This is a genomic window from Pantoea sp. RG18 (assembly GCF_025910075.1).
In the GTDB taxonomy this organism is placed as follows: domain Bacteria; phylum Pseudomonadota; class Gammaproteobacteria; order Enterobacterales; family Enterobacteriaceae; genus Pantoea; species Pantoea agglomerans.
Window position 1 is genome coordinate 222,130 of sequence record NZ_JAPCIL010000014.1, and the last position, 18,598, is coordinate 240,727.

The 18,598-nt window shown below is 55.2% G+C and carries 21 protein-coding genes; 18 read left to right on the forward strand and 3 right to left on the reverse strand.

Going from position 1 to position 18,598, the window contains the following annotated elements:
* The first annotated feature begins 24 nt into the window (after window positions 1-24).
* Complete coding sequence (locus OK409_RS15955; protein WP_010671578.1) at window positions 25-627, forward strand: LysE family translocator; 603 nt, start codon at window positions 25-27, stop codon at window positions 625-627.
* 1 nt (window position 628) lies between these two features.
* Here OK409_RS15955 and OK409_RS15960 read toward each other — a convergent pair whose 3' ends face one another.
* Entirely contained in the window at window positions 629-1,609 is a 981-nt protein-coding gene (locus OK409_RS15960; protein WP_010253055.1) for a LacI family DNA-binding transcriptional regulator, read from the reverse strand.
* Between the two features lie 236 nt (window positions 1,610-1,845).
* On the opposite strand from OK409_RS15960, the gene tauA reads away from it, so the two are divergent.
* From tauA to tauD, 4 genes are read left to right on the forward strand one after another with little or no spacing between them, the layout of a single operon-like run.
* Window positions 1,846-2,823 (forward strand): taurine ABC transporter substrate-binding protein, encoded by a 978-nt coding sequence (gene tauA, locus OK409_RS15965; protein WP_264367221.1) that lies wholly within the window; start codon window positions 1,846-1,848, stop codon window positions 2,821-2,823.
* A 9-nt stretch (window positions 2,824-2,832) separates the two neighbouring features.
* On the forward strand, window positions 2,833-3,600 hold the full coding sequence (gene tauB / locus OK409_RS15970; protein WP_022624055.1) for a taurine ABC transporter ATP-binding subunit: 768 nt from the start codon (window positions 2,833-2,835) through the stop codon (window positions 3,598-3,600).
* Entirely contained in the window at window positions 3,597-4,424 is an 828-nt protein-coding gene (tauC, locus tag OK409_RS15975; protein ID WP_264367222.1) for a taurine ABC transporter permease TauC, read from the forward strand. The genes tauB and tauC overlap by 4 nt, the downstream gene beginning before the upstream one ends.
* Window positions 4,421-5,260: a taurine dioxygenase gene (gene tauD / locus OK409_RS15980; RefSeq protein ID WP_033785674.1), complete on the forward strand. Its 840-nt coding sequence runs from the start codon at window positions 4,421-4,423 to the stop codon at window positions 5,258-5,260. The genes tauC and tauD overlap by 4 nt, the downstream gene beginning before the upstream one ends.
* A 32-nt stretch (window positions 5,261-5,292) precedes the next feature.
* Here the strand turns inward: tauD and OK409_RS15985 are convergent, their stop codons facing one another.
* Window positions 5,293-7,197 (reverse strand): ABC transporter ATP-binding protein, encoded by a 1,905-nt coding sequence (locus OK409_RS15985; protein WP_010671582.1) that lies wholly within the window; start codon window positions 7,195-7,197, stop codon window positions 5,293-5,295.
* A 112-nt stretch (window positions 7,198-7,309) separates the two neighbouring features.
* Here OK409_RS15985 and kefG point away from each other — a divergent pair, with 112 nt between their 5' ends.
* The 4 genes from kefG to slyD all read left to right on the forward strand — a co-directional run bounded on the left by kefG (window position 7,310) and on the right by slyD (window position 10,649).
* A complete protein-coding gene (gene kefG / locus OK409_RS15990) occupies window positions 7,310-7,861 on the forward strand; it encodes a glutathione-regulated potassium-efflux system ancillary protein KefG (protein WP_264367223.1) in 552 nt (183 codons plus the stop codon).
* Window positions 7,862-9,667, forward strand: coding sequence for a glutathione-regulated potassium-efflux system protein KefB (gene kefB / locus OK409_RS15995; RefSeq protein ID WP_264367224.1), 1,806 nt, complete (start codon window positions 7,862-7,864; stop codon window positions 9,665-9,667).
* 23 nt (window positions 9,668-9,690) lie between these two features.
* Entirely contained in the window at window positions 9,691-9,885 is a 195-nt protein-coding gene (locus OK409_RS16000) for a YheV family putative zinc ribbon protein (RefSeq protein WP_010253033.1), read from the forward strand.
* 197 nt (window positions 9,886-10,082) lie between these two features.
* A complete protein-coding gene (slyD, locus tag OK409_RS16005; RefSeq protein ID WP_010671583.1) occupies window positions 10,083-10,649 on the forward strand; it encodes a peptidylprolyl isomerase in 567 nt (188 codons plus the stop codon).
* Between the two features lie 95 nt (window positions 10,650-10,744).
* Here the strand turns inward: slyD and OK409_RS16010 are convergent, their stop codons facing one another.
* Window positions 10,745-10,963, reverse strand: a complete 219-nt coding sequence (locus OK409_RS16010; protein ID WP_010253031.1) for a SlyX family protein — start codon at window positions 10,961-10,963, stop codon at window positions 10,745-10,747.
* Between the two features lie 269 nt (window positions 10,964-11,232).
* On the opposite strand from OK409_RS16010, the gene fkpA reads away from it, so the two are divergent.
* From fkpA to tuf, 9 genes are all read left to right on the forward strand, one after another.
* The gene (gene fkpA, locus OK409_RS16015) at window positions 11,233-12,078 is read left to right on the forward strand and encodes an FKBP-type peptidyl-prolyl cis-trans isomerase (RefSeq protein WP_010253030.1); all 846 of its coding nucleotides are present in this window, start codon (window positions 11,233-11,235) and stop codon (window positions 12,076-12,078) included.
* A gap of 166 nt (window positions 12,079-12,244) precedes the next feature.
* A complete protein-coding gene (locus tag OK409_RS16020) occupies window positions 12,245-12,967 on the forward strand; it encodes a transcriptional regulator (RefSeq protein WP_010253029.1) in 723 nt (240 codons plus the stop codon).
* Complete coding sequence (tusD, locus tag OK409_RS16025; RefSeq protein ID WP_179257429.1) at window positions 12,967-13,353, forward strand: sulfurtransferase complex subunit TusD; 387 nt, start codon at window positions 12,967-12,969, stop codon at window positions 13,351-13,353. Before OK409_RS16020 ends, tusD begins: the two co-directional genes overlap by 1 nt.
* A complete protein-coding gene (gene tusC, locus OK409_RS16030; RefSeq protein ID WP_010253027.1) occupies window positions 13,353-13,712 on the forward strand; it encodes a sulfurtransferase complex subunit TusC in 360 nt (119 codons plus the stop codon). The genes tusD and tusC overlap by 1 nt, the downstream gene beginning before the upstream one ends.
* A gap of 9 nt (window positions 13,713-13,721) precedes the next feature.
* Entirely contained in the window at window positions 13,722-14,009 is a 288-nt protein-coding gene (tusB, locus tag OK409_RS16035) for a sulfurtransferase complex subunit TusB (RefSeq protein WP_010253026.1), read from the forward strand.
* Between the two features lie 124 nt (window positions 14,010-14,133).
* Window positions 14,134-14,508 (forward strand): 30S ribosomal protein S12, encoded by a 375-nt coding sequence (gene rpsL, locus OK409_RS16040; protein ID WP_003852912.1) that lies wholly within the window; start codon window positions 14,134-14,136, stop codon window positions 14,506-14,508.
* A 96-nt stretch (window positions 14,509-14,604) separates the two neighbouring features.
* Entirely contained in the window at window positions 14,605-15,075 is a 471-nt protein-coding gene (gene rpsG / locus OK409_RS16045; RefSeq protein ID WP_003852909.1) for a 30S ribosomal protein S7, read from the forward strand.
* A gap of 90 nt (window positions 15,076-15,165) precedes the next feature.
* Entirely contained in the window at window positions 15,166-17,280 is a 2,115-nt protein-coding gene (fusA, locus tag OK409_RS16050) for an elongation factor G (protein ID WP_010253020.1), read from the forward strand.
* Between the two features lie 68 nt (window positions 17,281-17,348).
* Window positions 17,349-18,533 (forward strand): elongation factor Tu, encoded by a 1,185-nt coding sequence (gene tuf / locus OK409_RS16055; RefSeq protein WP_010253018.1) that lies wholly within the window; start codon window positions 17,349-17,351, stop codon window positions 18,531-18,533.
* Window positions 18,534-18,598: the final 65 nt, after the last annotated feature.

Sequence of the window (18,598 nt, forward strand, 5' to 3'; positions counted from 1 at the left end):
CAGGGTAAGGAGTACCCGATTGCCATGGAACTGAGTCTTTTCTTATCAATGTTGGGATTTCTTTGGGTCGCGGCCATTACGCCCGGGCCTAATAATATGTTACTCACCGCCTCGGGCGCTAATTTTGGCTTTATGCGCACCATTCCGCTGATGATTGGCATCATGATCGGAATGCAGGTGATGCTGCTGATGGTGGCCTTTGGCGTCGGCGGGCTGATCCTGCTCTATCCTTCGCTGCACCTGGTGCTGAAAATCGCCGGTAGCCTCTATCTGCTCTGGCTGGCATGGAAAATCGCTACTGCCAGTTATGAGAAGTTGGAAACCGATCAGGCGCCGGATGCGCCGATGCCCTTCTGGCAGGGCGGATTGTTGCAGTTGATCAATCCCAAGGCCTGGCTGATGGCGCTGGGCGCGGTCGCCAGCTTCAGCCTGGCCGGTGACGCGTATCGCCATTCAGTGATGGCGATAAGCATCGGCATGTTTCTGGTTAATCTGGTGTCGGGTGTTATCTGGATGGGATTTGGTGCGATGATCGGCCGCATTCTGCGCAGCCGTCGCGCCTGGAAAATCTTTAATCTCGCCATGGGGCTGCTGACCGCTGCCTGCGTGCTGTTAATCTGGCACTAAATTAGCTGGATGCGCGTTCAACGCGCGTCCAGGGCAGCACCTCGCGGATGACTGGCGCATTAGGATTGCGGATCTTCTGCAGCAGCAATTGCACGCTACGCGCGCCCAGCTGGTTCATCGGCTGCTCGATGGTCGTCAGCGGCGGATTCAGGCTGCGGGTAAACGACACGCCATCAAACCCAACCACCGCCAGATCTTCCGGCACGCGCAGACCCGCTTCCAGCGCCGCATGCACCACGCCTACCGCCAGCACATCTGAAACCGCAAACACCGCATCCGGCGGTTCCGGCAGCGCCATCAACTCCCTCAGCCCCTGACTGCCCGCCTCACAGGAGATTTCGTAAGTGTAGGAGACGCCGGACCACGCATACCCCAGCTCCTCAATCGCCTGCCGGTAGCCCTTTTCACGATGATGCGAGTAAAGGTAACGCATGTCGCCATTGATCAGCCCGATGCGTTTACGCCCTTTACCGGCAAGGTAGTGGACGGTGTCGCGCGCGGCTTCAAGGTGATCAATGCTGACCGAGGAGGCGGGGATATCCGGATCAAATTCGCAGCACTGTACCCAGGGCGCCCCGGCAATGAGCGCCTGCAAATCCTGTAAACCGGAGGCCGCATCCATCGTAATCACGCCATCCACCACTTTTCCGGTCAGCAGGGAGAGATAGGCGGCTTCACGCTGGAGCTGCGAGGCGGAGTTACAGAGCAGGATGTGATAGCCGTGCAGTTCCGCTTCGGCCTCGATGCCCTGAACCACGCGTGAACAGAAGGGATTGGTGATATCCGAGATCAGTACAAGCAGCATGTTGCTTTGCGACGTACGCAGCTGACGCGCCAGTAAGTTGGGCTGATAGTCGCAGGCAGAGATTGCCGCCAGAACTTTCTCACGCGTATCGGGCTTCACGCCGGGATGCGCGTTGAGAACCCGCGATACCGTGGCTTTGGAGACGCCAGCCAGCTGAGCGACTTTCTCGATCGACATCGGATTCAGAAACCTTAACAGGCAATAATTGGGAACGCATATGAATAGCACAGGGACAATGTGAGCGCCTGACATTTTTGCTTACTTTAGCTATTTTCAGCATTTGCGATTTTTAACTTAGTTTTGCAGATAGTGATCTAAGAACTTATTTCTATTAGGGATAATTTTTAATTCCTTTATGAAACTATAGCGCGCAGAGACACTGCCTCCACTATAAAAACGGTGGGGTAGTGATCATGGCAGCAACACGTTTAACTTTTTTAGCCGCAGCGCTGGCGCTGCTGGCGTTTCGGGCTGATGCGGTCAATGTCACCGTGGCTTACCAGACCTCGGCTGAGCCGGCGAAAGTGGCGCAGGCTGACAACAGCTTTGCGAAAGAGAGCGGGGCCAGCGTTGACTGGCGCAAATTTGACAGCGGCGCCGGGGTATTACGTGCGATGGCGTCCGGTGACGTCCAGATTGGCAATATCGGTTCCAGCCCGTTAGCGGTCGCGGCGGCGCAGAAGCTGCCGATTGAAGCCTTTTTACTCGCCTCTCAGCTGGGCAACTCTGAAGCGCTGGTGGTGAAGAAGAACATCACTACGCCCAAAGATTTAATTGGCAAACGCATCGCGGTGCCGTTCATCTCTACCACCCACTACAGCCTGCTGGCTGCGCTGAAACACTGGGGCATCAAACCGTCACAGGTACAGCTGGTCAATCTGCAGCCGCCAGCGATTATTGCTGCCTGGCAGCGTGGCGACATTGATGGCGCTTACGTCTGGGCACCGGCGGTTAATGAGCTGGAAAAACAGGGCAAAGTGTTAACCGACTCTGCGGAAGTGGGAAGCTGGGGATCGCCGACGCTGGATGTCTGGGTCGTACGCAAAGATTTTGCTCAGCAGCATCCGGAGATCGTGACTGCTTTTGCCCGCAGCGCGCTTGACGCGCAGCAGGCCTACCTGAACAGCCCCGACAGCTGGCTGAAGCAGTCCGATAACCTCAGCAAACTCTCTCGCCTCAGCGGTGTGCCGGAAGCACAGGTGCCCGGTCTGGTGAAGGGCAATACCTACCTCACGGCGCAGCAGCAGGTTGAGCAACTGGGCAAACCGGTCAATAAAGCGATCGTCGATACCGCGCAGTTTCTGAAAGCGCAGGGCCGGGTGCCGCAGGCGGATAACGACTACAGCAGCTATGTGACCTCCCGTTTCGTCGAGCCATTAGTTAAACCTTAAGGAGGCACTATGCTGCGCATCGCTCACCTTAATGCCCGTTATGCCGGACAGCCGGTATTGCAGGATATCAATCTGCAGCTGGATAGCCATGAACTGCTGGTGGTGCTCGGCCCCTCCGGCTGCGGCAAAACCACACTGCTCAATCTGGTTGCCGGTTTCCTGCCGGTGGAGTCGGGCAGCATCACGCTGGATAACCAGCCGGTGACCGGGCCTGGTGCGGAGCGCGGCGTGGTGTTTCAGCATGAAGGATTACTGCCGTGGCGCAACGTGCTGGATAACGTCGCCTTTGGCCTGCAGCTGGCGGGGATGTCGCGCCCGGATCGCGACATGATTGCCCGCCGGTTAATCAGACAGGTGGGGCTGGAAGGTGCGGAAAAGCGCGCCATCTGGCAGTTGTCCGGCGGTCAGCGTCAGCGGGTGGGCATTGCGCGCGCGCTGGCCACCGATCCACAACTGCTGTTGCTGGATGAGCCTTTCGGCGCACTGGATGCCTTTACCCGCGAGCAGATGCAAACCCTGCTGCTGACGCTATGGCGCGACAGCGGTAAACAGATTCTGTTGATTACGCACGACATAGAAGAGGCGATTTTCCTGGCCAGCGAACTGATTCTGCTGTCGCCAGGACCGGGCCGCATCGTTGAGCGGCTGCGTCCTGGCTTTGGCCAGCGCTTTGCCGCAGGGGAGTCGTGCCGCAGTATCAAATCCGATCCGCAGTTTATCGCCCAGCGCGAGTATGTGCTGAGCCGGGTCTTTGATCAGCGGGAGGCGTTTGCATGAGTGCACTCATCAATGACAAGTCTCTGCCGGTGCGCCGTCGTTTGCGCTGGCCGTTTTCAACCGCCTTTACGCTGAGCATGCTGAGTCTCTCTCTGCTGTTGCTGCTCTGGTGGGGCGTGACCGCGCTGGGCCTGATTGCCCCGCTGTTCCTGCCGTCGCCGCAGCAGGTGTTAAGCAAGCTGCTGCTGATTGCCAGCGCGCAGGGCTTTATGGATGCCACGCTGTGGCAGCATCTGGCCGCCAGCCTGACACGAATGCTGATTGCGCTGACTGCCGCTGCCGCCATCGGCATTCCGGTAGGGATCCTGATGGGCCTCAGCCCGGTCGCTCGCGGGTTGCTCGATCCTCTGATTGAACTCTATCGCCCGATTCCGCCACTCGCCTATCTGCCATTGATGGTGATCTGGTTCGGCATTGGTGAGACCTCGAAAATCCTGCTGATCTATCTGGCGATTTTCGCGCCGGTGACGCTTTCCACCCTGGCCGGTGTGCGTAACACGCAGCAGGTCCGACTGCGTGCGGCGCGCTCGCTGGGGGCTAATCGCTGGCAACTGCTGCGCTGGGTGATTCTGCCAGGCGCGTTGCCGGAGATCCTCACCGGTCTGCGCATCGGTCTGGGGGTTGGCTGGTCAACCCTGGTGGCCGCTGAGCTGATTGCTGCCACGCGGGGTCTGGGTTTTATGGTGCAGTCAGCAGGAGAATTCCTCGCCACCGATGTGGTGCTGGCGGGTATCGCGGTAATCGCCTTTATTGCTTTTAGCTTAGAACTCGGGCTCCGCGCGTTGCAGCGCCGTCTGACGCCCTGGAGTGGAGAACCATCATGAACGAACGTCTCAGTTTTACCCCGCTTGGCCCGTACATTGGCGCGCAGGTCTCAAACCTGGATGTGTCTCGCCCATTGAGTGATGCTCAGTTTGAGCAGCTTTATCATGGCCTGCTTCGTCATCAGGTGCTGTTTCTGCGTGACCAGAAAATAACGCCGGAACAGCACCGCGCGCTGGCAATCCGCTTTGGCGATCTGCACATCCATCCGGTCTATCCGCATGCGGAAGGCGTCGAGGAGATTATCGTGCTGGATACCCATCAGGATAATCCGCCAGATAATGACAACTGGCATACCGATGTCACCTTTATTGATACGCCGCCAGCGATCGCCTTGCTGGCCTCGAAGGTGTTACCGGAGTCGGGGGGTGACACGCTCTGGACCAGCGGCATTGCGGCTTACGAAGCGCTCTCTGAACCCTTTAAGCAGCTGCTGGCAGGTCTCCATGCCGAGCATGATTTCAAAAAGTCATTCCAGGAGTATAAGTACCGCAAAACCGAGGACGAGCATCAGCGCTGGCAGCAGGCGGTAGCAAAACATCCGCCGGTGCAGCATCCGGTCATCCGCACCCATCCGGTCAGCGGCAAAAAAGCGCTGTTTGTGAATGAGGGCTTTACCACGCGGATCGTCGATTTAAGCGAGAAAGAGAGTGATGCGGTGCTGGGCTTTCTGTTTGCGCACGCCACCAAACCGGAGTTTCAGGTGCGCTGGCGCTGGCAGCCAGACGATCTGGCTATCTGGGATAATCGGGTCACGCAGCATTATGCCAATGCTGATTACTATCCTGCCCGGCGCATTATGCAGCGGGCAACGGTGCTGGGCGATAAACCCCGTTAAAAGAGAATCTCCCCGCGAGCGGGGAGATTTTTTTATGAGGCCATAATCTGTTCGAGCTGTTCCTGCGCTTCCAGCCACGCCATCTCCACCTCTTCCAGCGCAGATTTGCTCTCCGCCTGACGCTGCAGCGCGGTGGTCAGGTCCGCTTTACGGCTCTGTTCATAGATAGCGCTGTCTGAGAGCTGAGCTTCGGCTTCGGCCAGCTGGCTCTGCCATTTGCTCATCTGCTTTTCCAGCTTCTCTATCTCTTTGCGCAGCGGCTGCGTCTGGGTGCGCAGTTCAGCATCACGACGCTTCTGGTCTTTACGCGCCTGGGCACTGTTGCCGTTATCCTGCTTCGGCGCGGCATCCTGTTGCGCCTGCTGCTTCTGCAGATCGCTCAGCCACTTCTGATAATCTTCGAGATCGCCTTCAAACACATCCACTTTGCCATCATGCACCAGATAGAGATCGTCGGTGGTCGCGCGCAGCAGATGTCGGTCGTGCGATACCACGACCAGCGCACCTTCGAAGTCGATCAACGCTTCGGTCAGCGCCTGGCGCATATCTAGATCGAGATGGTTGGTGGGTTCATCCAGCAGCAGCAGGTTAGGGCGCTGCCAGACAATCAGCGCCAGCACCAGTCGCGCTTTCTCTCCGCCGGAGAAGCGCTCAGTGATTTCAGTGACTTTATCGCCGCGGAAATCGAAGCCCCCCAGATAGTCGCGCAGCTGCTGTTCCAGCACCTCAGGCGCAATACGCGACAGATGCTGCAGCGGTGACTCATCGGCCCGCAGATACTCCAGCTGATGCTGAGCGAAGTAACCAAGCTTGATCCCTTTCGCCAGACCCATCTTGCCGTCCATCGCCTCCAGCTCACCCGCCAGCAGCTTAATCAGGGTCGATTTACCGGCACCGTTACGTCCCAGCAGGCCGATGCGCGAGCCGGGGACCAGGTTGAGCTTGATGGCGTCGAGAATAATACGATCGCCATAACCCGCGGTGACCTTCTCCATCTTCATCAGTGGATTAGGCAGGTTCTCCGGCTTGCGGAAAGTGAAGCTGAACGGGTTATCGACATGGGCGGGCGCAATCATCTCCATGCGCTCCAGCATCTTGATGCGGCTCTGCGCCTGCTTCGCCTTGGTGGCCTGGGCACGGAAGCGATCAATGTAGCTGTGCAGGTGCGCCACTTTCTCCTGCTGGCTCTCATACAGCGACTGCTGCTGAGCCAGTTTGGCGACGCGCTGCCGCTCAAAGGAGCTGTAGTTGCCGGTATATTCGAACATCGACTCCTGTTCGATATGAATAATTTTGTCGATGACGGGATCGAGGAAGTCACGATCGTGCGAGATCAGGATCAGCGTGCCTTCATAACTCTTCAGCCAGCGCTCCAGCCAGATCACCGCATCGAGATCGAGGTGGTTGGTCGGTTCATCCAGCAGCAGCAGATCGGAACGGCAAATCAGCGCCTGTGCCAGGTTGAGGCGCATGCGCCAGCCACCCGAGAAGTCGCTGACCGGGCGTTGCAACTGTTCCTGACTGAAGCCCAGACCATGCAGCAGGCTTGAGGCACGGGCATGGATGCTCCACGCCTGTACCGCGTCCAGCTTGCCATGCAGCAGCGCGATGGCATTGCCATCGTCACGCAGATTGGCGTCCGCCAGTTCTGCTTCAAGCTGGCGAAACTGGCGATCGCCATCAATCACGTACTCCAGCGCGGCTTTATCCAGCGCAGGGGTTTCCTGATTCACCCAGGCCAGCGCCCAGTGAGTGGGGAAAGTGACGGTACCGGCATCGCTGGTGATTTCACCTTTTAACAGCGACAGCAGCGTGGATTTCCCACAGCCGTTTTTACCCACCAGCCCGACCTTCTGGCCTGGATTAATGGTGGCGGTGGCGTTGTCGAGCAGGACGCGGATGCCGCGGCGAATTTGTAAGGCTGAGAAGACAATCATGTAAGCGCCGTATCGTCAGAATATGTTAATTTACTGGCAACATAATGAGATTTTGCTGCGTCGTGCATGGTAGCGGAAAACCGCACCAATGACGACGCTTTGGAGGGAAAGGATGTCGCAGCCACCCAGGGTTTTGCTGCTTTATGCTCATCCGGAATCACAGGATTCGATCGCCAATCGGATTCTGCTGCAGCCGGCTCAGGCACTGGAACACGTTACCGTGCACGATCTGTACGCAACCTATCCGAATTTTTTTATCGATATTCACCATGAACAACAGCTGCTGCGTGAACATGATGTCATCATTTTTCAGCATCCGCTCTATACCTATAGCTGTCCGGCGCTGCTGAAAGAGTGGCTGGACAGGGTTCTGTCGCGCGGTTTCGCCAATGGCGTGGATGGCAATGCGCTGGAAGGAAAGTACTGGCGCAGTGTCGTCACCACCGGAGAACCGGAAAGTGCCTTCAGACATCAGGGTCTGAACCGCTATTCGCTCAATGACATTATGCGTCCTTTTGAGCTGACCGCGCAGATGTGCCGTATGCACTGGATGCCGCCGATGATCGTCTACTGGGCGCGTCGTCAGAGTCCTGAATTAATGAAAAATTACGCCCGCGCCTATGGCGACTGGCTGGCGGCACCGCTGCCGAATGGAGGGGTATAGATGGAAGGGCAAACGCTGCTGACCGCCGGGGTGATTTATCTGGTCGCGGCGGTATTGATTGTACCGGTGGCGGCTCGCCTCGGTATTGGTGCAGTTCTGGGCTATCTGGTGGCGGGTATCGCTATCGGCCCGTGGGGATTAGGCTTTATCAGCGACGTCGACGAGATTCTGCACTTCTCTGAACTCGGCGTGGTGTTCCTGATGTTTATTATCGGGCTGGAGCTGAACCCGGCAAAGCTGTGGGCGCTGCGCCGCTCCATTTTTGGCGTCGGCGCGGCGCAGGTGATCTTCTCAGCGGCGATTCTGGGCGGCTTATTGTGGCTGACCAACTTTAGCTGGCAGGCTGCGATCATTGGCGGGATTGGTCTGGCGATGTCCTCGACCGCCATGGCCCTGCAGCTGATGATGGATAAAGGCATGAACCGCAGCGAAGCGGGGCAACTGGGCTTTTCGGTGTTGCTGTTTCAGGATATCGTGGTGATCCCAGCCCTGGCGCTGATCCCGCTGCTGGCCGGAACCGACAGCGGTCATATCGACTGGATGAAGGTCGGCATGAAAGTACTGGCGTTTGCCGGCATGCTGGTAGGCGGACGCTATCTGCTGCGGCCTATCTTCCGTTACATCGCTGCGTCGGGCGTGCGCGAAGTCTTTACCGCCGCTTCGCTGCTGCTGGTGCTGGGCTCGGCGCTGTTTATGGATGCGCTGGGTCTGTCGATGGCGCTGGGGACCTTTATTGCCGGGATCCTGCTGGCGGAGAGCGAGTACCGGCATGAGCTGGAAGTCGCCATCGACCCGTTTAAAGGTTTACTGCTGGGCCTGTTCTTTATTTCAGTTGGCATGGCGCTCAACCTCGGTGTGCTCTATACCCATATTGTGACCATCCTGCTGGGTGTCGTGACGCTGGTGGCGGTGAAAACGCTGGTGCTCTATCTGCTGGCGCGCATTTATGGCTTGCGCAGCTCTGAGCGGCAGCAGTTTGCTGGCGTGCTGAGTCAGGGGGGCGAGTTCGCCTTTGTGCTCTTTTCAGCGGCCTCCTCGGCAAAGCTGTTCTCTGGCGATCAACTGCCGATGCTGCTGGTGACGGTGACCCTGTCGATGATGACTACGCCGCTGCTGATGAAGGGAATCGATCGTCTGCTGGCACGCCGCTTCAATGAGCCGGATGACGAGGCAGAGAAACACTTTGTCGAAGACGATCAGCCGCAGGTGATTGTGGTGGGCTTTGGTCGCTTCGGGCAGGTTGTGGGTCGTTTGCTGATGGCGAACAACAAACGCATCACCGTGCTTGAGCGCGATATCAGTGCAGTCAGTCTGATGCGGAAATATGGCTATAAGGTCTATTACGGCGACGCCACCGAACTGGAGTTGCTGCGGGCCGCCGGTGCGGCCAGCGCTCAGGCGATTGTGATCACCTGTAACGAGCCCGAAGATGTGATGACGATTGTACATCTGTGCCAGCAGCATTTTCCGCAGTTGCAGATTCAGGCGCGCGCCCGGGGCCGTGTAGAAGCGCATGAACTGCTTCAGGCGGGCGTCACGCAGTTCTCGCGTGAGACCTTCTCCAGTGCGCTGGAGCTGGGACGTAAAACGCTGATGACGCTGGGGATGCATCCGCATCAGGCGCACCGCGCCCAGCAGTATTTCCGCCATCTTGATATGCGGATGCTGCGCGAGCTGATGCCCAATCTCTCTGAAAGCGCGCAAGCTTCGCGCGTCCGTGAAGCGCGGCGTGAACTGGAAGATATCTTCCAGCGCGAAATGCAGCGCGAAAAGCGGCAGATCGACGGCTGGGACGATGATGAATAACCTCTTTAAACAGGCAGAAGCTAATGCGTAAACGTTTTATTGCTGGTGCGACATGCCCGCACTGCCAGGAGAAGGACACGCTGGCAATGTGGCGTGAAAATAATGTCGATGTGGTGGAGTGCGTGAAGTGTGGTCACCAGATGCGTGAGGCCGATAAGCAGGCGCGCGATCAGGTTCGCACTAATGAGCAGGTTATCGGTATTTTTCATCCTGAGTAGCGGAATGGCGCAGCTTTTTTTACGCCTGGACTTACAGCGGGATTGAATTCCGTTACAATTGTCGCCATTAACGCTGTAGTCGCAAGAGAAAGTGAAAACCCTCTTGTACTCAGCCCCGAACCTTTCTGGTTGGTGTTATTGCACGAAAGAATAGACCAATGAGACGGGATCTCAGCTCTCAACGGTTAGGAGATATCATGAAAGTAGCAAAAGACCTGGTGGTAAGCCTGGCCTATCAGGTACGTACAGAAGACGGCGTGTTAGTTGACGAGTCACCGGTGAGTGCACCGTTAGACTACCTGCACGGTCATGGTTCCCTGATTTCTGGTCTGGAAAATGCGCTGGAAAACCACATTGCCGGCGACAAGTTTGATGTGCATATCCCGGCAAACGATGCCTACGGTCAGTATGACGATAACCTGGTGCAGCGCGTTCCTAAAGACGTCTTCATGGGCGTTGACGAACTGCAGGTTGGCATGCGCTTCCTGGCAGAAACCGATCAGGGCCCGGTACCGGTAGAAATCACCGAAGTGGAAGATGATCACGTCGTGGTTGATGGTAACCACATGCTGGCGGGTCAGAACCTGAACTTCAACGTTGAAGTGGTTGCTATCCGCGAAGCCACGCCGGAAGAACTGGCTCATGGCCACGTTCACGGTGCAGATGGCCATCATCATGACCACGATCACGGCCATGATCACGACCACGACCATGATCAGGGTAAAGGCGGTTGTGGCACTGGCGGCTGCGGCTGCAGCCACTAAGTCTCAACAGACCTTTCAAGGCCACCCTCGGGTGGCCTTTCTTTTGGCGCGTATTCTGGTTCTGCCCGGGTAAGCCGGGGCCAGATAGCCCGCGATCAGTAGTGCGGCGGTGGCGTCTCTTCAGATTGTGAGGCGACGATCGATGGCGCATTCGCTTTGAGCTTGTCGGTTAAAATGCGCATCTGCTCACGCATCTTATTCATCTCCAGCTCGTGCTGAACGACCGCGCTGTTCAGCTGATCGATAGTCATCTCCTGAAAGGCCAGTTTGCTCTCCAGCGTCTCCAGACGCTGTTCCCACTCAGATTGTTGCATGACCTGTTCCTCTGTTAAGGTGCGACTCGGGGCGTGATTCTACGATCTGAATGCCAGGAATCACCTGTTTTTTTCACGCCCGGAGGCGTTGCGCTTGAAAAAAGGCAGCGCGGCATCATCTCTGATGAAACTTCCCGATGTTATAAAGGTCGGAGGTTAACCGGGTAATTACATTGTGGGAGTGTTCGACACTGCCACGTAAAGTTATAGTGTGGACCCTGAAGTCCGCAATGTTTCCCGAGGTTAGACGCTTCGGTTTTGGAGAATGGATGAAATCACTGTTTAAAGTCACATTGTTAGCTACCACCATGGCTGTTGCGCTGAATGCTCCGCTGGCAATGGCGGCAGATACCGCTGCGGCGCCACAGGCTGCACCAGCCGCCGCGCCACAGTCTGCGCCTCAGGCACCGAAAAATGCTGCCTTCAAAGATGAAGACCAGCAGTCTGCCTACGCGCTGGGTGCTTCGCTGGGTCGCTACATGGACAACTCCCTGAAGGAGCAGGAAAAACTGGGCATCAAACTGGATAAGCAGCAGCTGATCGCTGGTGTTCAGGATGCATTTGGTGGCAAGAGCAAACTCTCTGATGAAGAGATTGAGCAGACGCTGCAATCCTTTGAAGGCCGCGTGAAAGGCGCAGCCTCAGCGAAAATGGAAAAAGATGCAAAAGAGAACTCTGAAAAGGGCGAAGCTTACGCAACCAAATTTGCTAAAGAGAGCGGCGTGAAGAAAACCGAAAGCGGCCTGCTGTATAAAGTTGAGAAAGAGGGTACCGGCGACGCACCTAAAGACAGCGACACTGTAGTGGTAAACTACAAAGGTACGCTGATTGACGGTACTGAATTCGACAACTCTTATACCCGTGGCGAGCCACTTTCATTCCGTCTGGATGGTGTCATCCCTGGCTGGACTGAAGGTCTGAAGCACGTGAAGAAAGGCGGCAAGATCAAGCTGGTTATCCCACCAAATCTGGCTTACGGCAAAAATGGCGTTCCGGGCATCCCGGCTAACTCCACCTTGGTGTTTGATGTCGAGCTGCTTGATATCAAACCAGCGCCAAAGGCAGATGAAAAAGCACAGGCTCCAGCGCCTGCTGCTGCAGAAAAAGCGCAGTAATCTGCTGATCGCCGCCTCCGGGCGGCGGTTTCATTTCGGCTTCACGACAAACCTCTGGCATAAGCCGACGACATTTGCCAGACTAATGCCTGCCTAATTATCCCAATATTGAGTCTGCCCATAAGCCGCTGTGACAGGCTCCAGCCATTCAGGGTGATACTCTTCAATGTCTAATCCATTCAATCCGGGTGAACTGAGCGACTTCGATCTTCTGGAGCAGCGCCCGTTCGAACAAAGTGATTACGATATTCTGAAATCGTACGAGGCTGTCGTGGATGGCCTGGCGATGTTGATCGGTTCGCATTGTGAAATTGTCCTGCATTCGCTTGAAGATCTTAAGTGTTCGGCCGTGCGTATCGCTAATGGTGAACACACTGGACGTAAAGTCGGTTCGCCTATTACCGATTTAGCCCTGCGTATGTTGCATGATATGCATGGCGCGGACAGTAATGTCTCCCGTGCCTACTTCACACGTGCCAAAAGCGGCGTGCTGATGAAATCAGTCACGATTGCGATTCGAAACCGTCAGCAACGGGTCATTGGCTTGCTCTGCATCAACATGAACCTTGATGTGCCGTTCTCACAGATCATGTCGACCTTTATGCCGCCCGAGATGCAGCAGGTTGACTCCAACGTCAACTTCGCCAGTTCGGTAGACGATCTGGTGATGCAGACGCTGGAGTTCACCATTGAAGAGGTGAGTGCTGACCGTAATGTATCGAATAACGCCAAGAATCGTCAGATTGTGCTGAACCTGTATGAGAAGGGGATCTTCGACATCAAGGATGCCATCAACCAGGTGGCCGATCGGCTGAATATTTCCAAACACACCGTCTATCTCTACATCCGCCAGTTTAAAAATGGCGACTTCCAGGGGCAGGAGCGGTAATGCGTTACACCCTGCTGGTCACCGGCCCGGCTTACGGTACGCAACAGGCGACCAGTGCCTGGCTGTTTGCCCGCGCACTGCTGAAGGCAGGCCATCAGCTTGACAGCGTTTTCTTCTATCGCGAAGGGGTGCTGAACGCTAACCAACTGACGTCGCCCGCCAGTGATGAGTTTGATCTGGTGCGCGCGTGGCAGACATTGCATCAGGAGCAGGGTGTGGCACTGAATATTTGTGTGGCGGCCGCGCTGCGTCGTGGCGTCAGCGACCAGCAGGAAGCGGCACGACTCCAGCTGGCGGGCAGTAACCTGCAGCCGGGCTTTACCCTGAGCGGGCTGGGCGCGCTGGCGGAAGCGGCGCTGAGCTGTGAACGCATGGTGCAGTTCTGATGAATCGGGTCGCGTTTGTCTTTACCCGGGCGCCGCACGGCAGCAGCGCAGGACGTGAAGGGCTGGATGCCGCGCTGGCCACGGGCGCGCTCAGTGAGGATATCGGCCTGTTTTTTATCGGTGATGGCGTGCTGCAGCTTAATCTGCACCAGCAACCTGAGACGATTAAGAGCCGTCACTATGCCGCGACCTTTGGCGTGCTGGCACTGTATGAGATTGAACACTGCTATCTCTGCCGGACATCGCTGATAGCGCGTGGATTAGAGGTTGACGCTGACCGGTTGCTGGATGTTACGCTACTGGACGCGCCGGCACTGCGACAGACGCTGGCCAGCTACGATCGCATTCTTACTTTTTAAGAGACGTTAATGCTGCATACGTTACTGCACTCACCGGCACACTGTGACCTTGAGAGCCTGCTTTTAATGGCGGGTGCGGGTGATGACCTGCTGCTGTTGCAGGATGGCGTGCTGGCCGCTTTAGCTGGCAGCCACGCATTGATGCGACTGTCAGAGAGCGAAGCGACGCTCTGGGTGCTGGACGAAGATGTTCAGGCTCGCGGTCTCGCTGGACAAATTTCGACCCGTGTGCAGTCAGTAGACTATACTGGGTTTGTCACGCTAACGATCAGGCATCAGCAACAAATGGTCTGGTAATCGGCTAAAACCTGGTTATTTCTTGACACCCCTTTGACTCAGCCCTAAAATTCTGCCTCCTCGTAATTCTACGAGGCGATTTATTACGTGTTTACGAAGCAAAAGCAAATCCAGGAGCTATTTAATGGCAACAGTTAACCAGCTGGTTCGCAAACCACGCGTCCGCAAAGTTGCAAAGAGCAACGTGCCGGCGCTGGAAGCTTGCCCGCAAAAACGTGGCGTTTGTACTCGTGTGTACACCACCACTCCTAAGAAACCAAACTCCGCACTGCGTAAAGTCTGCCGTGTGCGTTTGACCAACGGTTTTGAAGTTACCTCCTACATTGGTGGTGAAGGTCATAACCTGCAGGAACACTCCGTGATCCTGATCCGTGGCGGTCGTGTAAAAGACCTGCCAGGTGTGCGTTACCACACCGTTCGTGGCGCGCTTGACTGCTCAGGTGTTAAAGACCGTAAGCAGGCTCGCTCCAAGTACGGCGTGAAGAAGCCAAAGGCTTAATGGTTCTCCGTTAAGTAAGGCCAAACGTTTTAAATTAAATGTCAAAATAAACTCATCGAGTTTTGGACAATCCTGAATTAACAACGGAGTATTTCCATGCCACGTCGTCGCGTCATTGGTCAGCGTAAAATTCTGCCAGATCCTAAGTTCGGATCAGAGCTGCTGGCCAAATTTGTAAATATCCTGATGGTAGATGGTAAAAAATCTACTGCAGAATCAATCGTTTATACCGCGCTTGAGACCCTGGCTCAGCGTTCAGGTAAAAACGCGCTGGAATCTTTTGAAGTAGCCCTGGAAAACGTGCGTCCGACTGTCGAAGTTAAGTCACGTCGCGTTGGTGGTTCTACTTATCAGGTACCAGTAGAAGTCCGTCCGGTTCGTCGTAATGCTCTGGCAATGCGCTGGATCGTAGATGCTGCTCGTAAACGCGGTGATAAATCAATGGCTCTTCGCCTGGCGAACGAACTTTCTGATGCTGCAGAGAACAAAGGTACAGCAGTTAAGAAACGTGAAGACGTTCACCGCATGGCAGAAGCCAACAAGGCGTTCGCACACTACCGTTGGTAATCACCACGTAGTTGTTAAACCAGCGGGCGCTCAATCAGCCAACCCGCTGGGGTCGACTTACCTTGAACGTCCGAGAATCAGAGGAATCAAATGGCTCGTAAAACACCCATTGCCCGCTACCGTAATATCGGTATCAGTGCGCACATCGACGCCGGTAAGACTACCACTACCGAACGCGTTCTGTTCTACACCGGTGTAAACCACAAAATCGGTGAAGTACATGACGGCGCAGCAACCATGGACTGGATGGAGCAGGAACAGGAACGTGGTATTACCATCACCTCCGCTGCGACCACCTGTTACTGGTCTGGTATGGCCAAGCAGTTTGAACCACACCACGTAAACATTATCGACACCCCAGGACACGTTGACTTCACCATCGAAGTTGAGCGTTCTATGCGTGTGCTTGATGGCGCGGTAATGGTTTACTGTGCAGTTGGTGGCGTTCAGCCACAGTCTGAGACCGTATGGCGTCAGGCTAACAAATATAAAGTTCCACGCATTGCGTTCGTTAACAAAATGGACCGCATGGGTGCTAACTTCCTGAAAGTTGTTAAACAGATGGAAGTTCGTCTGGGCGCAACTCCAGTTCCTCTGCAGCTGGCTATCGGCGCAGAAGAGAAATTCACCGGTGTTGTTGACCTGGTGAAAATGAAAGCAATCAACTGGAACGACGCAGACCAGGGTGTAACCTTCGTCTACGAAGATATCCCAGCTGATATGCAGGAACTGGCTGAAGAATGGCATGCGAAGCTGGTTGAAGCCGCTGCTGAAGGCTCTGATGAGCTGATGGAGAAATTCTTCGGTGGTGAAGAACTGACTGAAGAAGAGATCAAAACATCTCTGCGTAAGCGTGTTCTGAACAACGAAATTATCCTGGTAACCTGTGGTTCTGCATTTAAGAACAAAGGTGTTCAGGCGATGCTGGATGCAGTTGTTGAATATCTGCCAGCACCGACTGACGTTACCGCGATCAACGGTATGCTGGACGACGGTAAAGACACGCCGGCTGTTCGTCACTCTGATGACAACGAGCCGTTTGCTGCACTGGCGTTCAAAATCGCTACCGACCCGTTCGTGGGTAACTTAACCTTCTTCCGCGTTTACTCTGGTGTTGTTAACACGGGTGACACCGTGTTCAACCCGGTTAAGTCAAACCGTGAGCGTCTGGGCCGTATCGTTCAGATGCACGCTAACAAGCGTGAAGAGATTAAAGAAGTTCGTGCGGGTGATATCGCAGCTGCGATTGGCCTGAAAGATGTGACCACTGGTGACACCCTGTGTGACCCAGATAACGTCATCATCCTTGAGCGCATGGAGTTCCCGGAGCCGGTAATCTCTATCGCCGTTGAGCCAAAAACCAAAGCTGACCAGGAAAAAATGGGTCTGGCTCTGGGCCGTCTGGCAAAAGAAGACCCATCATTCCGCGTATGGACTGATGAAGAATCTAACCAGACCATCATCGCTGGTATGGGTGAATTGCACCTCGACATCATCGTTGACCGTATGAAGCGTGAGTTCAACGTTGAAGCAAACGTGGGTAAACCACAGGTTGCTTACCGTGAAGCGATTCGCAACAAAGTTACCGATGTTGAAGGTAAACACGCCAAGCAGTCTGGTGGTCGTGGTCAGTATGGCCATGTTGTTATCGACATGTACCCACTGGAGCCAGGTTCGAACCCGAAAGGCTACGAATTTGTCAACGACATCAAAGGTGGTGTGATTCCTGGTGAATACATCCCTGCGGTTGACAAAGGTATCCAGGAGCAGCTGAAATCAGGCCCTCTGGCTGGTTACCCGGTTGTGGATCTGGGCGTGCGTCTGCACTTCGGTTCTTACCACGATGTCGACTCCTCAGAACTGGCGTTTAAACTGGCCGCGTCTCTTGCCTTCAAACAAGGCTTTAAACAAGCGACACCTGTTCTGCTTGAGCCTATCATGAAGGTTGAAGTTGAAACGCCAGAAGAGAACACGGGTGATGTCATCGGTGACCTTAGCCGTCGTCGTGGTATGCTCAAAGGGCAGGAATCTAACGCTACTGGCGTTCAGATTCACGCTGAAGTTCCGTTGTCTGAGATGTTCGGATACGCAACTCAGCTGCGTTCTCTGACCAAAGGTCGTGCTTCTTACTCCATGGAGTTCCTGAAGTATGACGATGCGCCAAACAACGTAGCGCAGGCCGTTATTGAAGCTCGTAGCAAATAAGCTACGGTTTAAATTTGAACTGATGCCTTCACCCAGATGGTGAAGGCACAACGTAAGGAATTATCGCCATGGCGAAAGAGCAATTTCAGCGTAACAAACTGCACGTAAACGTGGGCACCATCGGTCACGTCGACCACGGTAAAACCACCCTGACTGCAGCTATCACCACCGTACTGTCTAAAACTTACGGCGGCCAGGCTCGTGCATTCGATCAGATCGATAACGCACCAGAAGAGAAAGCACGTGGTATCACCATCAACACTTCACACGTTGAGTATGAAACCCCGACTCGCCACTATGCGCACGTTGACTGCCCAGGCCACGCCGACTATGTGAAAAACATGATCACCGGTGCTGCGCAGATGGACGGCGCGATCCTGGTTGTTGCTGCGACTGATGGCCCAATGCCACAGACCCGTGAGCACATCCTGCTGGGTCGTCAGGTTGGCGTTCCTTACATCATCGTGTTCCTGAACAAGTGTGACATGGTTGATGATGAAGAGCTGCTGGAACTGGTAGAGATGGAAGTTCGTGACCTGCTGTCAGCATATGACTTCCCAGGCGACGACACTCCAATCGTTCGTGGTTCTGCTCTGAAAGCGCTGGAAGGCAACCCAGAGTGGGAAGCGAAAATCATCGAACTGGCTGAGCATCTGGACAACTACATCCCAGAGCCACAGCGTGCGATCGACATGCCGTTCCTGCTGCCAATCGAAGACGTATTCTCAATCTCTGGCCGTGGTACCGTTGTTACCGGTCGTGTTGAGCGCGGCATCGTTAAAGTCGGCGACGAAGTTGAAATCGTGGGTATCAAAGATACTGTGAAATCAACCTGTACCGGTGTTGAGATGTTCCGTAAGCTGCTGGACCAGGGTCAGGCAGGCGAAAACTGTGGTGTTCTGCTGCGCGGTATCAAGCGTGAAGACATCCAGCGTGGCCAGGTTCTGGCTAAGCCAGGCTCAATCAAGCCGCACACCCAGTTCGAGTCAGAAGTTTACGTTCTGTCTAAAGACGAAGGTGGTCGCCATACTCCGTTCTTCAAAGGCTATCGTCCACAGTTCTACTTCCGTACAACTGACGTAACCGGCTCAGTAGAGCTGCCAGAAGGCGTTGAAATGGTAATGCCAGGCGACAACATCAAAATGGTTGTTACCCTGATCCACCCAATCGCAATGGACGAAGGTCTGCGCTTCGCAATCCGCGAAGGCGGCCGTACCGTTGGCGCGGGTGTTGTTGCTAAAGTTATCGCTTAATTGTGATATCTGCTGTGGCTGTGTAAATGGCCACTGCAACACAGTAAAAAGAGCACTTCGGTGCT

What these genes read in the sequence shown, in the direction of transcription:
- tauA (WP_264367221.1), top strand. Translation starts at nt 1,846, where the DNA reads ATGGCAGCAACACGTTTAACTTTTTTAGCCGCAGCGCTGGCGCTGCTG.
- tauB (WP_022624055.1), top strand. Translation starts at nt 2,833, where the DNA reads ATGCTGCGCATCGCTCACCTTAATGCCCGTTATGCCGGACAGCCGGTA.
- tauC (WP_264367222.1), top strand. Translation starts at nt 3,597, where the DNA reads ATGAGTGCACTCATCAATGACAAGTCTCTGCCGGTGCGCCGTCGTTTG.
- kefG (WP_264367223.1), top strand. Translation starts at nt 7,310, where the DNA reads ATGTCGCAGCCACCCAGGGTTTTGCTGCTTTATGCTCATCCGGAATCA.
- fusA (WP_010253020.1), top strand. Translation starts at nt 15,166, where the DNA reads ATGGCTCGTAAAACACCCATTGCCCGCTACCGTAATATCGGTATCAGT.
- kefB (WP_264367224.1), top strand. Translation starts at nt 7,862, where the DNA reads ATGGAAGGGCAAACGCTGCTGACCGCCGGGGTGATTTATCTGGTCGCG.
- tauD (WP_033785674.1), top strand. Translation starts at nt 4,421, where the DNA reads ATGAACGAACGTCTCAGTTTTACCCCGCTTGGCCCGTACATTGGCGCG.
- fkpA (WP_010253030.1), top strand. Translation starts at nt 11,233, where the DNA reads ATGAAATCACTGTTTAAAGTCACATTGTTAGCTACCACCATGGCTGTT.
- OK409_RS15960 (WP_010253055.1), bottom strand. Translation starts at nt 1,609, where the DNA reads ATGTCGATCGAGAAAGTCGCTCAGCTGGCTGGCGTCTCCAAAGCCACG.
- rpsG (WP_003852909.1), top strand. Translation starts at nt 14,605, where the DNA reads ATGCCACGTCGTCGCGTCATTGGTCAGCGTAAAATTCTGCCAGATCCT.
- tuf (WP_010253018.1), top strand. Translation starts at nt 17,349, where the DNA reads ATGGCGAAAGAGCAATTTCAGCGTAACAAACTGCACGTAAACGTGGGC.
- OK409_RS16000 (WP_010253033.1), top strand. Translation starts at nt 9,691, where the DNA reads ATGCGTAAACGTTTTATTGCTGGTGCGACATGCCCGCACTGCCAGGAG.
- OK409_RS15955 (WP_010671578.1), top strand. Translation starts at nt 25, where the DNA reads ATGGAACTGAGTCTTTTCTTATCAATGTTGGGATTTCTTTGGGTCGCG.
- tusB (WP_010253026.1), top strand. Translation starts at nt 13,722, where the DNA reads ATGCTGCATACGTTACTGCACTCACCGGCACACTGTGACCTTGAGAGC.
- OK409_RS16010 (WP_010253031.1), bottom strand. Translation starts at nt 10,963, where the DNA reads ATGCAACAATCTGAGTGGGAACAGCGTCTGGAGACGCTGGAGAGCAAA.
- rpsL (WP_003852912.1), top strand. Translation starts at nt 14,134, where the DNA reads ATGGCAACAGTTAACCAGCTGGTTCGCAAACCACGCGTCCGCAAAGTT.
- OK409_RS15985 (WP_010671582.1), bottom strand. Translation starts at nt 7,197, where the DNA reads ATGATTGTCTTCTCAGCCTTACAAATTCGCCGCGGCATCCGCGTCCTG.
- slyD (WP_010671583.1), top strand. Translation starts at nt 10,083, where the DNA reads ATGAAAGTAGCAAAAGACCTGGTGGTAAGCCTGGCCTATCAGGTACGT.
- tusD (WP_179257429.1), top strand. Translation starts at nt 12,967, where the DNA reads ATGCGTTACACCCTGCTGGTCACCGGCCCGGCTTACGGTACGCAACAG.
- tusC (WP_010253027.1), top strand. Translation starts at nt 13,353, where the DNA reads ATGAATCGGGTCGCGTTTGTCTTTACCCGGGCGCCGCACGGCAGCAGC.
- OK409_RS16020 (WP_010253029.1), top strand. Translation starts at nt 12,245, where the DNA reads ATGTCTAATCCATTCAATCCGGGTGAACTGAGCGACTTCGATCTTCTG.